This window comes from Campylobacter sp. RM9331 (assembly GCF_020137685.1).
In the GTDB taxonomy this organism is placed as follows: Bacteria; Campylobacterota; Campylobacteria; order Campylobacterales; family Campylobacteraceae; genus Campylobacter_E.
Genome location: NZ_JACGBA010000028.1, coordinates 1 through 14,969 on the forward strand (window position 1 = coordinate 1; position 14,969 = coordinate 14,969).

10 protein-coding genes and 2 pseudogenes are annotated in these 14,969 nt (G+C 26.6%); 6 read left to right on the top strand and 6 right to left on the bottom strand.

Features of this window, described 5'->3' with window-relative positions:
- From traT to groES, 3 genes are all read right to left on the bottom strand, one after another.
- A partial coding sequence (traT, locus tag AVBRAN9331_RS09215; protein ID WP_336612872.1) for a complement resistance protein TraT occupies nucleotides 1–600 on the bottom strand: 600 nt, incomplete at its 3' end.
- Between the two features lie 188 nt (nucleotides 601–788).
- On the bottom strand, nucleotides 789–2,429 hold the full coding sequence (gene groL, locus AVBRAN9331_RS09220) for a chaperonin GroEL (RefSeq protein ID WP_239803310.1): 1,641 nt from the start codon (nucleotides 2,427–2,429) through the stop codon (nucleotides 789–791).
- 10 nt (nucleotides 2,430–2,439) lie between these two features.
- Nucleotides 2,440–2,697, bottom strand: coding sequence for a co-chaperone GroES (gene groES, locus AVBRAN9331_RS09225; protein WP_214117500.1), 258 nt, complete (start codon nucleotides 2,695–2,697; stop codon nucleotides 2,440–2,442).
- A 156-nt stretch (nucleotides 2,698–2,853) separates the two neighbouring features.
- On the opposite strand from groES, the gene AVBRAN9331_RS09230 reads away from it, so the two are divergent.
- The 3 genes from AVBRAN9331_RS09230 to AVBRAN9331_RS09240 all read left to right on the top strand — a co-directional run bounded on the left by AVBRAN9331_RS09230 (nucleotide 2,854) and on the right by AVBRAN9331_RS09240 (nucleotide 6,851).
- Complete coding sequence (locus tag AVBRAN9331_RS09230) at nucleotides 2,854–5,034, top strand: hypothetical protein (RefSeq protein ID WP_336612873.1); 2,181 nt, start codon at nucleotides 2,854–2,856, stop codon at nucleotides 5,032–5,034.
- Entirely contained in the window at nucleotides 5,031–6,323 is a 1,293-nt protein-coding gene (gene purB / locus AVBRAN9331_RS09235; RefSeq protein WP_336612874.1) for an adenylosuccinate lyase, read from the top strand. The genes AVBRAN9331_RS09230 and purB overlap by 4 nt, the downstream gene beginning before the upstream one ends.
- Before the next feature lie 306 nt (nucleotides 6,324–6,629).
- On the top strand, nucleotides 6,630–6,851 hold the full coding sequence (locus AVBRAN9331_RS09240) for a helix-turn-helix domain-containing protein (protein WP_214117503.1): 222 nt from the start codon (nucleotides 6,630–6,632) through the stop codon (nucleotides 6,849–6,851).
- A 78-nt stretch (nucleotides 6,852–6,929) separates the two neighbouring features.
- On the opposite strand, the pseudogene AVBRAN9331_RS09910 reads toward AVBRAN9331_RS09240, so the two are convergent.
- Nucleotides 6,930–7,436: pseudogene (locus tag AVBRAN9331_RS09910) on the bottom strand (methyl-accepting chemotaxis protein); the annotation flags it as partial.
- 351 nt (nucleotides 7,437–7,787) lie between these two features.
- Nucleotides 7,788–8,816: pseudogene (locus AVBRAN9331_RS09915) on the bottom strand (cache domain-containing protein); the annotation flags it as partial.
- 211 nt (nucleotides 8,817–9,027) lie between these two features.
- Here AVBRAN9331_RS09915 and AVBRAN9331_RS09250 point away from each other — a divergent pair.
- The 3 genes from AVBRAN9331_RS09250 (at nucleotide 9,028) to AVBRAN9331_RS09260 (ending at nucleotide 13,440) form a co-directional block, all read left to right on the top strand.
- On the top strand, nucleotides 9,028–11,004 hold the full coding sequence (locus AVBRAN9331_RS09250; RefSeq protein WP_336612876.1) for a dynamin family protein: 1,977 nt from the start codon (nucleotides 9,028–9,030) through the stop codon (nucleotides 11,002–11,004).
- Entirely contained in the window at nucleotides 11,001–12,776 is a 1,776-nt protein-coding gene (locus AVBRAN9331_RS09255; RefSeq protein WP_214119731.1) for a dynamin family protein, read from the top strand. Before AVBRAN9331_RS09250 ends, AVBRAN9331_RS09255 begins: the two co-directional genes overlap by 4 nt.
- 220 nt (nucleotides 12,777–12,996) lie before the next feature.
- Nucleotides 12,997–13,440, top strand: a complete 444-nt coding sequence (locus AVBRAN9331_RS09260) for a hypothetical protein (RefSeq protein WP_214117507.1) — start codon at nucleotides 12,997–12,999, stop codon at nucleotides 13,438–13,440.
- Between the two features lie 15 nt (nucleotides 13,441–13,455).
- Here AVBRAN9331_RS09260 and AVBRAN9331_RS09265 read toward each other — a convergent pair.
- Nucleotides 13,456–14,969: hypothetical protein (locus AVBRAN9331_RS09265; RefSeq protein ID WP_336612877.1), on the bottom strand; the 1,514-nt coding region annotated here is incomplete at its 5' end.

Below are 14,969 nucleotides of genomic sequence, written 5' to 3' on the forward strand. Positions count from 1 at the left end.
TTTAATATTTCTTTGTTTTGCTTTTGCATTAATTATTGTTGAATTTTCAATGAAATCACTTTCGTAATTTTGAGATTTTGAATTGTTTTGTAATTTTAAAGATGAATTTGAATTTTTTATATCATAATTATTGTTTTGATTGATTACCTTATTTGCACTTCTTTGCTTAATATTAACATCAGCTTTTAATTCTATTGTATATTCTTCGCCAGTAATATTATTTATAATAGAACTTGCAAAACTTTTATTATTAGCAAAAGCAGCAAATGCTGGATTAATTGATTTTAAAGCATCTTGCTTTAATTCTTCTTCGCTTTTTTTAGAGCATTCAACAATATTAGTGCTTACAATAAAAGTAGCATTAGTAGGTTCATTTAGTATTGTATAACCTTTATTTTTTAATCCTTCAATCAGTTTTGATTCAATATTTACATTACAATCACTAGTATTTTTTGCAAATACAAATATACTTTTTTTGCTTTTAGCAACTGGTTCAATAAAAATACTATTATTTAATTTAGTATCAAGCTCTAAAGAATTACTAGCACAAGCACCAAACATAAAACCAATACCAACAATACTTAAAATTGTCTTTTTCATAAAAGTTCTCCTAAAATAAATTAAACTTTTATTATATGGGGGGGGGTTCTTAATATAAGCTTAAAATTTCTTTTAATAAATAGTTTTTTAAAGATATGATTAAATTAGATTTATAAAATGAAGTTAATAAAATAATTTAGGAATTTAAATAATAAAAAGCTCCAAAATTGGAGCTTTTAAAAGTGGTATTACATCATACCAGGCATTCCGCCCATACCACCCATACCGCCACCCATTGGCATTTCAGGTTTATCTTCTTTAATATCGCTTATTGTAGCTTCTGTTGTAAGTAGCATTGAAGCAACGCTTACGGCATTTTGTAATGCTACACGCTCAACTTTAACAGGGTCAATTATTCCTGCTTCATACATATCTACATATTCGCCACTTGCAGCATCAAATCCTTTATTTTCATCTTTGCAAGTTTCAATTGTATTTACGATAACTCCTGCATCAAATCCTGCATTTTCTGCAATTTGGCGAATTGGAGCTTTGATTGCACGGCGAACGATATTTGCACCGATTAACTCATCGCCTTCAAGATTTAGATTGATTCTATTTGTAGCGTGAATTAGTGCAGCACCACCACCAATTACTATACCTTCTTCAACAGCAGCTTTAGTTGCACTTAGTGCGTCATCAACTCTGTCTTTTTTCTCTTTCATTTCAGTTTCAGTTGCAGCACCAACTTTAATAACAGCAACACCACCACTTAATTTTGCTAAACGCTCTTGTAATTTTTCTCTATCATAATCGCTTGTAGTTTCAGCAATTTGAGCTTTGATTTGATTAATTCTTGCATTAATTGCGTCTTTGCTACCTGCACCATTTACTATTGTAGTATTATCTTTATCAATTACGATTGAACTAGCACTTCCTAAATCAGCTGCGTTTGCACTTTCAAGTGTTCTTCCCATTTCTTCGCAAATTACCGTTCCACCTGTTAAGATTGCAATATCTTCAAGCATTGCTTTTCTTCTATCACCAAAACCAGGAGCTTTAACTGCAGCTATATTTAAAATTCCTCTTAATTTATTTACAACTAAAGTTGCTAATGCTTCGCCTTCAATATCTTCAGCAATGATTAAAAGTGGGCGACCATTTTTTTGTGCAGTTTCAAGCACAGGTAAAATGTCTTTTAGATTTGTGATTTTTTTATCATAAAGTAAAATTAATGGATTGCTTAATTCACAATTCATTTTATCAGCATTTGTGATAAAATATGGGCTTAAATAACCTCTATCAAATTGCATACCTTCAACAACGCTTAATTCATCATTGATTGATTTTGCTTCTTCAACTGTGATAACGCCATCTTTGCCTACTTTTTCCATAGCATCTGCGATTAATTGTCCGATTTTTTCATCGCTATTTGCTGAAATTGTAGCAACTTGTGCGATTTGCTTTCTATTTCCTGCAACTGGTTTTGCTAAAGCTTTTAGTTCAGCTATAATTGCTTCGCAAGCTTTATCCATACCACGCTTAACTTCAATTGGATTTGCACCAGCTGTTATATTTCTTAAACCTTCTTTAAAAATTGCGTGAGCTAAAACGGTTGCAGTTGTAGTTCCATCTCCTGCTTGATCAGCAGTTTTACTTGCAACTTCTCTTACTAAACTAGCACCCATATTTTCTAAAGTATCTTTTAATTCAACTTCTTTTGCAACGCTAACACCATCTTTTGTAATAGTTGGAGCACCAAAACTTTTTTGAATTAATACATTTCTGCCACGAGGCCCCATAGTAACTTTTACAGCGTCGCTTAATTTTTTAACGCCTTCATATAATTTATTTCTAGCTTCATCTGAATAAAAAATTTCTTTTGCCATTTAAATCTCCTTATAAAATTCCTAAAATATCTTCAAAACTTAAAATTAAATATGTTTCATTATCAATTTTTAATTCGCTACCTGCGTATTTACCAAATACTACTTTATCGCCGATTTTAATATCGCTAATTTCTTTAGCAACTGCTACAACTTCGCCTTGTTGTGGTTTTTCTTTAGCATTGTCAGGTATAATAATTCCTGAAGCTGTTGTTTTTGTTTCATTTGCGCATTTGATTAATACACGCTTATTTAGTGGAGTAAAATTCATTTTTTCTTCCTTTCTTGTGGTTTATCACTCTAATTCTTTGAGTGCTAAATTATAATTAAAATAAGTTAATCAAATCACTAAATGATAAAAAATAACTAAAGAAACTTTAGTGAAAATAGCTCAAGTTTATTTATGAAGAAAACGAAAGGTTGTATTATGAAAAAAGTTATTTATTCGCTCCTTGCTTTGATTTTAATAATTGTTATAGGGGCTTATTGTGTGTTATTTACAAGTTTTGGAAATAATTTCGTAAAAAATATAGCAGAGAAAAAAATCAATGAAAATTCAAACATAGCAGTTAAAATTGAAGAATTTGAATTGAGATTTTCAACTATTAATTTAAAAGTTTTAGTTAATGGAATGCTTGAAGCAGCAGTTAATGGGGATTTTTCACTATTATCTCGCAATCTTAATATAAATTATGAATTAAATGGAAAAAACCTAGAAACCCTAAAAATCACCGACCCTTTAAACATTAAAGGCAATATAAATGGTAGTTTTAATAATTTTAACATAGATGGAAAAGGTGTTATTTTTACTAGCCCACTTACACTTGATGCAAATATAAAAGATTATTTTCCAACTAAACTAAATCTTAATGCTAATAATTTAGATATAGAAAAATTAAGCAAAATCGCAAATGTTGATTATGCAAGTGGATTTATCAACCTAAATGCAAATGTTGATGAATTTGATAAAGACAAACTTGATGCAAAAGCTTTAATTAATATTTATTCAGAACTTAAGCTAAAACCAAGTATTACAAAAGAATTTGGAATTGACATTTCAAGATTTGGTAAGGTTATAATTGATTCTAAAAATACTTATAAAGCTAATGAAATTACTCCGAATATCAATGTAAAATCAAATATTTTAAATATTACAAGTGATTTTAAACCTATAAATCTTAATAAATTAGAAGTTCAAGGGCAATTAGTTACAAGCCTTACTGAATTAGCTTTCATAAATCCTAATTTAAATTCTGATTTGAAAATCACTTCGCAAATTGATTTTAAAAACAAATTAGCAAATATAAATTCTATAGTTAGTGGTAAAAATATAAATGCAAAAGATTTAAAAATCACTCACGATTTATCTAATAGCAAAACTGCAATTAATACTGATTTAAGAGCTAACGCAGGACTTTTAAAACTTAGTGGCGATGAAATAATAAATCTTAAAGCTAGTGCTAATTTAGATAAAAATGGTTTAGAAAATGCGAATGTAAATGGTTTATTATTAGGTGCAAAATCAGATATAAAAATGGGTAGAAATGATTTAGTAGCTAATATTGAAGGTCTAAAATCTCTAGCTTTATTAGGCTTGCTAAATCAAGATAAAATGTTAGATGCAAATATTAATATAAACGCAAAATTAAGCGATTTAAAAAACCTAATAGGCTCGGCAAATCTTAATATAAACGGAAAAACAATCCCAAGTTATTTCAAAAAAGAATATGATTTAGAGATTAATTCAAAAGTATTAGCAAACGCTGATGTTAAGCTAAATGGTGCTGATAATATCAGTTTTGACGCTAAATTAAATACTGATTTAGTAGATAGTTTTAATGCAAATGGTAATTACAAAAAAGGCGTAGCAAACGCAAATTATGATGCGAGTGCAAATCTAGCTAATTTTAATGCTTTACTTAATAAAAATATGAGCGGAAATGTAAAAGTTGATGGGAATTTAACTTTTGATAAGATATTAAATCTTACTTTAAACTCAAAAGAATTCTTTGGCGGTTCATTAGCTGCTAAGCTAAATGGGGATAAATTTAACGCTAATTTAAATAATGTTGCTTTAGATAATCTTGCAAAATCTTTTGATTTAATTGATATTTATAAGGCAAATATCAATGGGAATTTAGATTATGATTTAAAAAATGCTAATGGAAAATTAGTTGCAAATCTTGGAAAAGGACATTTAAAATATCACAAAACTATAAAATTAATTAATACGATTTTAAATACTGATATTACCCAAGTTATTTTTGATAAAGGCGATGTATTAGTAAATATTAATAAAAATCTAATTGATTATAATGCAAAAATTAGTGCAACAAGTGCAAAAATTGAAGTAAATAATGGAACATATAATACTCTTACAAAAAGTATCAATGCACCTGCTCTTGTAGCATTTAATAATAACGAAATTAAAGGAACATTTTCAGGTGTAAATGATGATGTTAAATTCATTCCTGATGCAAAAAATACTATAGAAAATGCTGTAAAAGTATTAGATAAAATAACAGGCAAAAATAATGGTGAAAAAATAAATGAAACATTAAAACCTGCTGAAAATCTTCTTAAAGGATTATTTGGAGGTAAAAAATGATTGCAAGATATTCAAACCCTGAAATGTCAAGCATTTGGAGTGAAGAAGCTAAATTTAATGCTTGGCTAGAAGTTGAGCTTGCAACTTGCAAGGCGTTTAATAAAATAGGTGTAATTCCTAATGAAGATTTAGAAAAACTATATAAAAATGCTAAGTTTGATATAGCAAAAATAAAAGAAATAGAAGAGCAAACCAAACACGATGTAATAGCCTTTACAAGAGCATTATCACTTAATTTAGGCGATGAGAGAAAATGGGTTCATTATGGACTAACAAGCACTGATGTAGTAGATACTGCACAAGCAATTCAGCTAAAAAAAGCAAATGAAATAATAAAAGCTAATTTAGAAAATCTTTTAGGTATTTTAAAAGAAAAAGCAAATCTTTATAAATATACTCCACAAATAGGAAGAACCCACGGAGTTCATGCAGAGCTTACTACTACTGGGCTAAAATTTGCTTATTTTTACGAAGAAATCAAAAGAAATTATGAGCGTTTTATAAACGCTAGTGAAGAGATTAGAGTAGGAAAAATTAGCGGTGCAGTAGGCACTTATGCAAATGTTCCACTAGAAGTAGAGCTTGATATTTGTAAAGAGCTTGGATTAAATGTAGCAAATATCAGCACTCAAGTTTTACCTAGAGATTTGCACGCAAATTACATAAGCGTGTGTGCGTTGATTGCAAGTGCACTTGAGCGATTTGCTACAGAGATAAGACACCTTGCAAAAACTGAATGCGTAGAAATGCTTGAATATTTTAGTGAAAACCAAAAAGGTAGCTCTGCAATGCCACATAAGAAAAATCCAATAGGAAGTGAGAATATTTGTGGTCTTAGCCGTGTGATTAGGGGGTATTTAATAACTGCTTATGAAAACATAAATCTATGGCACGAGCGTGATATTAGCCACTCAAGTGCAGAGCGAATTATGCTTCCTGATGTAACGATTTTGCTTGATTATATGCTAAAAAGATTTAGTTCTATTGTAAAAAATCTAATGATTTATCCTGAAAATATGAAAAGTAATTTAGATAAATCTTATGGATTAATCTTCTCTCAACAAGTGCTTTTAGCCCTTATTCAAAAGGGTTTAAGTCGTGAGATGGCGTATGATTTAGTGCAAGGACTGACTAAAAAGGCTTGGAGCGAAAAGCTTCAATTTAAAGAATTATTAAAAAATAGCAAAGAAATTTGCGAAATCTTAAGCACCGAAGAGATTGAAAATGCTTTTTTAGTTGATTATCATCTTAAAAATATTGATAAGATTTATGAGCGTTTGGGATTGTAAAAAATAATAGGAATTTCAAATTCCTATTATTTATCTCATTTTAAAACTAATTTTTTAGCTTTATTTGTTTCTTTAATAACTTTTGATAATTCTTTATATCTATTCTTCTAAATATAATTTGTGAATTATTATTTTTCATTCCTATCTCTTACTTGCTTCATTTAATAAAAAGCTTAACTATGCTTACACTTAAAATATATTCATTACTTTTATCATCATAAAAATACAAAAATTTAAAAAATATATATTTTGCTTAATCATTTAAATGATATTATATAAAAAATATATTTGTATTAAGGATATGATATGAAAGTAGAAGAAATAAAAACATTTTGTAAAGAAAACAATCTAACCTACAAAGAATTAGCAGAAAAAATTGGAATGAGTGAAGGGAGTTTAAGAATTGCAATTGCTACAAATAGAATAAGCACAAGAACCATAGCTGCTATGAATTTGCTAAAAAAAGTTTATAAACTAGAAAATGAATTAAAAGATTTCAGAAAATTAAAAGAAATCCTATCAAACTAACAATATTAAAAAACTTTTACAAATAATCTTAGAATTTAATTCCACTAAAAGATTAAACCAGCATTTAGCTGGTTTAAATTAGATTTTAAATTTACCTAATTCTTCATCAAGTTTAATAGTCATCTTAGATAAATGCTCACTTGCTCCTGCTACTTCTTCTACGCTTCTAGCATTTGAATTAGCGATTTTGTTAATTTGCTCAATTTGAGTTATAACACTACGAATAGTCTTAGCTATATCTTTATATTCATTTACGCTATTTTTATTAGCACTAATGCTTGTTTGAACGATTAAAGAGTTTTCATTAACCACTTCTTCTAATTGAACGCTAGATTTTGAAATATTTGAAATATCTTGAGCGTTCTTTTCCATTTCTCCACACGCATCATTTACTGATTGAACTACCACACCTATTGTTGTATTTATTTCTGCAAGGCTTTTTTGCGTTCTTTCAGCTAATTTTCTAACCTCATCAGCAACCACAGCAAATCCACGACCATGCTCACCCGCACGAGCTGCTTCAATAGCTGCATTTAATGCTAATAAATTAGTTTGGTCTGCTATATCGTTTATAACATTTAAGATATTTTTAACTTCTTCTGTGTGTTGGCTAGTTTGATTTAATTTATTTGATAATTCAGTAGTTTGTAAAGATTGATTTTCTAGCACTGAAACAAGTTTTAATATTTGATTTTTAATAATATCTAAATTATCATTAGCTGTTTCAAGTTGTTTTGAACTCTCTTCAGCGTGTTCAACGGTAACATCTATATCTTTTAATATAGCTTCTCCTGCTTTAGTAGCACAACCTATTATTGTAGTTTCTTCTTCTACTTGCTTACCTACTGCTAGTGAAGTTGAGCTTAATTCTTGAGCTACACTTGCATTTTCTGTTGAAGTTGATTTTGAATTAGCTATTAAAGTTTGGATTTTTTGTATAAAAGTATTTACATGCTTTCCTATTTGAGCTATTTCATCATTACCATTAATCGCAACTCTTTTTGTTAAATCACCTTCCCCTACTGCTAAATCTTTCATCATTAAGCCTAGTCTATCAAATGGTCTAAACAAATAAACTAAAACCAATATAACAATACCAATAGTAACCACAATAGCTAAAACACTTGCAATTATTAGTGTTTTAAATTGATTGCTAACATCTTTAAATGCTATTTCTTTATTTATCGCAGCAGCAACTTTCCAGCCAGTTTCAGGAATAGTGCTAAAATCCATAATTTGCTTTACTCCATTTAATTCAAATTCTAATTTTCCACTATTTTTTGAATACATTTCATCAAGCATTGGTTTTAAATCAGGAAATACTTCTACTAATTTTTTACCTATTAATTGTTGGTCGGGATAACCAATAATCATTCCATAATTATCTAAAACATATAAAGCTCCACCTTCAATTCCAGCATTTTTAGAAAAATCAGAAACTTTATCTAAGGTAACATCAGCACCTAAAGCACCTTTAAAATTAGAATTTGTATCATAAGTTGGAGAAACTACTGACATAACTAATTTTTTAGTTTGAGCGTCTTCATAAACATCGGTTACAAAAGTTTTATTTAATTGTTTTGCTTGTTTATACCAACCTCTTTGAGTTGCATCAAAAGGTGCTTTCCAGCCTGTGCCATCATACATAGAGCCATCTTCAAACGCTAAAAATACCATAGGAGAATTTAAAACCCTAGTTTCATTTTCTAAGTAAGGCACAAAAGCTTCTTTAGAATTTGAATCAAACTTAGATAAAGTTTTAGCAGTCTCTTTAATGCTTTGCTCTGTTATGCTAATGAAATTTTGAATGTAATTTAAATTCTTATCTACAATATCATCTAAATAGCGTTCAATATTAGCAGATATAGTTTTGCTACTAGTGCTATAACTAATGTAGGTTAGAGCCGAGTATCCAACGACTAATAACACAATTAATGTTAAATAAATTTTATTTTTAAAACTCATTTTTTTCCTTTTTTTATTAAAAATTCGGCGAGATACTAACACAAAAAATATAATAAAAATATAATTAATTGATAAATATAATTAAAATATTTATAGGTATTTGAGTAGTTTTTACACAAAAACTAGATAATTTTTCTCCTAATTACTATTTGTAACACTTCTTTAAGTCTTAATAGCTAAGATTTTTAAATCTTTTCAAAAAGGAATTAAATTGCAAGAATTATTAAAAAATTTATGGAATGATGAATTAGGAAATCTTGATTTTAACTATGAAGAAAATATTTTTAATCCCGAACTTGCCGCATTAATTTTATGTGCTAATGAATTAAATTATAAAGAATTATTAAATCTAAAAACATACAAACAATACCTAAATACTGATAGTTTTTTTGAACTTAAAATGAAGCAAATTGCTGTTTTAAATTCTATTAACAATAATCTTTTAAATCCACTTGAAATAATCTTTTATCTTGAAAAATTAAAATTATTAAAAATAAAAGAAAATATCTTCACTTATCTTCAAAATACAAAAATAAATTCATCAAAAGAATTTAATAATAATTTTAAAAAAAGCCAAGATAAACTTGAAAATATTTATAAAAATTTACAACAAATTCTAAGCAATGAGCTTAAAGATAAGCTTGATGAGTTTTATACTCAATTAATTAGCAAAGATTATAAAATAGCTTTTAGTGGGATATTTAACGCAGGAAAAAGTAGCCTAATAAATGCTTTATTAAATCAAGATTTTTTAGGCGTATCAAACGCACCTGAAACAGCAAATCTTAGTGTAATTAGTTATGATGAAAATGAAAAAATAAAAGTAAATTTTTATAATGAAGCAGAATTTAATGCCTTAAAAACTCAAGCTAGTTTGAATGAAGAATTAAATAAAATCTTTAATATTGATTTTGTTGAGCATAAAAGCGTTGAAGTTAAAATCAACGAATTATACGATTATACAAGTGCAAATTCTAGCATAAGTATTTTTGTAAAAGATATTGAAATCCATCTAAACAACGAGTATTTAAAGAACAAAATAAATATAATAGATACTCCTGGTCTTGATGATGTAGTAATTAGTAGAGAACAAAAAAGCTTAGAGTTTTTAAAAACTGCTAATTGTGTTTTATACCTTATGACTTGCACTCAAGCACTTAGCATTAAAGATTTAGAATTCTTAACAAGTTTTGCTAAAAATAATCCTAATTCAAAGCTAGTTTTAGTGCTTACAAAAAGTGATTTAATAAGTATTGATGAGCAAATTAAATTAAAAGAATATGTCAAAAATCGCTTTAACAATGAGCTTAAAAACCTAGATATTACACCTAATTATGAGCTATTTTGCGTAAGTGCTAGTGAATTTAAAAAAGACAATTCAAAAGGCGAAATAAATGCTTTAAAAGCCTATTTAAACGATGTTTGCTTTAATTCTACTAGCTCACAAGAATTTATAAATAGCATTAGCGAAAAATTTAAAAATCTAATTGATTTAGAAATTACGCTTTTAACTAATATAAACAATTCTTTAAAGCTAGATAAAAACGAATATATGAAAAATATAGAAAATCTACAAAACGAAAATGCCAAAAAACTAGCCTTAAAACAAGAACTTGAAATATCGCTAAATGAATACTTAAATAAAGACTACAAAATCCAAGCACACGAATTAAGCTTTTTAGCAAAAAATCAAGCTGCTAGGATTTTTGATGAATTAAATTATGACAAAAATTACTCAAACGAAAAGGTAAGAAATGTAATTTTTCAAGGTTTTAAAGATTTATTAAATGGGCTTAACTCAAGTATGAGTAATAAATTCTTAAATGATTTTAATGAAATTAAAGCAAGGCTAAATATTACTAAAGATTATGAAATTATTTTTGATAAAAATAAATTACAAGAAATATTTGAAGAATTTGAAAAAATCATAAATAAACTTGATTTGCTAAGTGATAAAAGTGAAAATGCAATCAATAATAAATTAAATGCGATTTATTTAAATATAAATCTTAATTTTTTTAATTTTAGCGAGCAAAAACAATTAGCTAATGAGTTTTTGAAAAATGAATTTTTTAGTATTTATCATATTGAAAAAATCAATATAAACGAATTTAACGATGAAAATCTATTGAGCTTAAATACACAAAAAATAGAAAAATTATTAGAAATAAAAGAGAATTTAAAATGATAAAAAGTGTCTTAAAAGAATATAATGAAAAATATAATATAAGTTATGAAAAAGGCTTTTTAGGAGATTTAAAAACCTTAAAAAACACTCTAAAAAATCCTAATTTAATGCTTAGCAATAAACTAATTAATAATATTGATAATTTATGTAAGCATTATAATCTACCATTACAAGTTGGTGTGATAGGACAATTTAGTTCAGGTAAAAGCTCACTTTTAAATCTGCTTTTTAAAAAAGATATTTTAGCTACAGGGGCAAGACCTGTTAGCGTTGTTGCTACTTATATTAATTATGGTTTAAATGATTTAGTTTTAGCAGAATTTGAAAACGGCTTAAGCGAACTTACAAACAATATTGTAAATGACCAAAACGAAGAACTAAATGGGCTTAAAAGTATTAATATTTTTACAAATAACGAGCTTTTAAAAGATATTACACTAATTGATACTCCAGGACTAAATGCAAATACTACCGATGAAGAATTTTCTAAAAATTTATTTAATTCTTTTGATGCTTTAATTTGGCTAAGTTTAGCTGAAAGTGCTGGTAAAGCTAGTGAAGAAAAGGCTATTAAAGAATTAAAACCAAATATAAAAAAGATTTGTCTAATTAATCAAAAAGATAAATTAAACGAAGCCGAGCAATTAAGATTAAAGAATTATTTAAATGAAGTTTTTGCTAAGTATTTTGAAAAAATTGAGCTAATTTCTTGCAAACAAGCAAGTGAAAATAATCCTGATTCAAATATTTTGGCCTTTTATGATTTTTTAAAAAATCTAAATAAAACAAGCATTAAAGAAGATAATATAAAAGCGTCTTTAAAAACATTAAATAATGAGCTTTTAGGAATTATTAGCGAGATTAAACTAAGCCTTGAAGAATTAGAGTGTAAAATTAAAAATTATTTAGAAATACTTGCAAAAAATGAATTTGATTATAGTGGCTTTAATGATGAGATTTTAAATGCTTTAAAGAGTATAGCAAGGACGATTGCTAATGAATTTATGACTAATTTTAAGGTAAAAAATGCTTATTTTTATACACAAAATGATGGGGTGTTTCATAAAAATTGCTTTAATAAAAACGAATATTCATATAAAACTTTAAATCCTGATGATACATTTTTAAGTATTTTTTATAATAAAGATACGATTAACAAGCAATTTTTAAAAATTAGAAAAGAAATAAACGAGCAATTTTTAAACCTTTTAGATAATTTTCACAAGCCTTTAAAAGAATTTAAAAATGCTTTAAATATTGCTAAAACAAAAGAATTAGATAAAAACTACAATGACCTTGTAAATGCTGATTTTTACGCAATAGCAGATGATTTTTATAAAGCATTAGATGAGCTTATTATAAATGATTATGAAAAGGCTTTAAATAATTATGAGCTTAAATTAAATAAGCTTTTTGAAAAAATAAATATAAAAGCATTAAATAATTACGAAAACGCAGCTAAATTAAGCCTATCATTTTTTTATGAAAAAATTAATGCAAGTCGTGAATTTTATGAGCTAGATAGCAAACAATTTAAGCTTTATTTGCCTAGTGAAAATGAAATTTATCAAAGATTGCTTACTGATTGTAGTTTTTTTGAATTTGAAGAACTATTGATAAATAAAAAAGAAATCATAAAATTAAAAAATGAATATCTAAACGAGTTAAATACAATACTGCTAAAACATACAAAAAGCCTAGATAATAGGCAAATTAAATTAAATAATATTAAAGATATTATTTCAAATTCTTTTTTAACTTTTGACATATAAAAGACCTTTTAAGTATAAATATTTAATATTTATACTTAAATTTTCAATGTATTATTTTATATATTTATGACTATAAAAGATAAAAAATACTAATATTTAGGCTAAATGCTTAATTATTAAAATTATTTTAATTAAAAAAACTAATTAAATAACCTAAAAAATTTACCTTTATTTTTCTTTTTAATGTAATATAAATGTAATAAATATAGTAGGTGGTAAAATGAAAGATTACATTAGAGCTATTGAAATATTAAAAGAACTTGAAACACTACTTGAAAATGATAGTGTATTTTTGCAGAGTGAAGAAGATAGAATTAATGATGAAAAATTTATCAAAAAAGTAGCCAAAGATTTCCCAAATACTCCTTACGAACAAATAAAACAAGAAATAATCACACTATTAACCACACAATGCAACGAGCAATATATTATGTATCATAATAAAAGATATTTATTACTAACTCCAAGTTTAAATGTAATAACATATATTTTTGGATGTGTAAATAAAGATAAAATTCAAAATCCTAAACATATTGATTTTGAAAATGATGAAACTACTAATTATTTAAATATTTGCATAGATATTGCTAGGAAATGTAGTGAAGAAATAAAATATAGAAATGATAAATTAAGAAGTTTATTAGGAGAATTAGGTCAAATCTAACTCCCCTAAAAATTATTATTTTCCTTGAACTGCTTTATCGTAAGTATCTTTAACTAATTTATGTGCTGCAGAAGTATTTACATATTTTAAAATATCAGAATCTACGTTATGATTAGCTCCATTTATCTTAAAATTGCCTTTTAATATAGCTCCAACTTTATCAGCCTTCACTGCAAAATTATAATCATTATTGCTATCGCCTACTGTTAGTGTATAACCTGAATTTACATCTCTAATACTATTTATATTAAATTTTTGAGAATGTTTAACATCTTGAACCCTACCATCAACTCTTTTAACATAGGTAGCATCTCCGATATTTTTATCAAAAGTTACTCTAAAAATATTTCCATACCCACCATCATATACTACATAACTATCTACTTCTTGCTTAGCGGGATTTAATTTAATTGAGCTTCCACTACCTGCATAAAAATATTCCTTATCTTCATCAGCACCTAAATATTTACTTTTATAAGTATCTTTATATTTATCAAATTCATTAGAAAAGTATTGAAATCTATTTTGCGGGTCTAATTGAGTATCCATCAAACTAGAAATTACACTTCCAAAATTAATTTCTGCTTTATTTTTATCTGCTTTTAAAGCAAAATCTTGATTTTTAATGCCATTAGAAGCATTTGCTTGTATATTATAAGTAGATGAGCCGTTAATAGGTGATATGGTTTTGTTATATACATCATAAGTTTGCTTATCATAAGAACTTCCTGAACTCTTTGCGTTTTCGTAATATATTTGATTTGCATATTTAAAATCAGCATAAAGTTTTTTAGCTTCATATGCATCTGCATAATAATAAGCAATAGATGAATTTTTAAGATTTAACTGCATTGCAGCTTTATTTGAACCATAATAAAATACCTTATTTAAATCTGATACATTGAAATAATCCTTATTTTTTTCAAATAATGTATTTGTAAAATTACCCCACTCTTTATCTATAGCATTATAATTAGAATTTGTGCTTGTGTCTTTTAACATAGAAAAACTATCATCTAAAATATTTGCTTCTAATTTTTCTTTATTAGCAGTATAACTTACTTTTCCATCATTAGCACTAAATTTTAAATCGCTATATCCATCTAAACCACTAATTGTAGTATCTGTTAAACTATATGAAAAATCTTCAACACTATTAGCATCATTTGTAGTTTTTAATATGTTTAGCTGATTATTTGTAACGCTAATTTTTTTAAAATCTGTAATATTATTACCGCTTTTAGTATTACTAAGGATATTTAAACTACCTTTTTTCACATTAAGCTCTGCAGCGTCTTGTCTAACATCGCCACTTCTTAGGCTAGTATTTGATGAATAATAATAGTTTTTATTGTCTGCATTTGAAAAATATTTATTATAAACAGGCTCACTAGGAACTATTGGCATATCTGGTTTATTTGTGTCATTATCATTATTTTCTTCATCTTCTTTATTATTATCAGAATTTTCATCATCTTCTTTTTCTAATAAAGCCACTACTTTATTATTAATTTCTTCTTTAATTTCAA

Excerpts from the sequence above, each read along its gene's own strand:
- groL (WP_239803310.1), bottom strand. The coding sequence starts at position 2,429 with ATGGCAAAAGAAATTTTTTATTCAGATGAAGCTAGAAATAAATTATAT.
- groES (WP_214117500.1), bottom strand. The coding sequence starts at position 2,697 with ATGAATTTTACTCCACTAAATAAGCGTGTATTAATCAAATGCGCAAAT.
- AVBRAN9331_RS09230 (WP_336612873.1), top strand. The coding sequence starts at position 2,854 with ATGAAAAAAGTTATTTATTCGCTCCTTGCTTTGATTTTAATAATTGTT.
- purB (WP_336612874.1), top strand. The coding sequence starts at position 5,031 with ATGATTGCAAGATATTCAAACCCTGAAATGTCAAGCATTTGGAGTGAA.
- AVBRAN9331_RS09240 (WP_214117503.1), top strand. The coding sequence starts at position 6,630 with ATGAAAGTAGAAGAAATAAAAACATTTTGTAAAGAAAACAATCTAACC.
- AVBRAN9331_RS09255 (WP_214119731.1), top strand. The coding sequence starts at position 11,001 with ATGATAAAAAGTGTCTTAAAAGAATATAATGAAAAATATAATATAAGT.
- AVBRAN9331_RS09260 (WP_214117507.1), top strand. The coding sequence starts at position 12,997 with ATGAAAGATTACATTAGAGCTATTGAAATATTAAAAGAACTTGAAACA.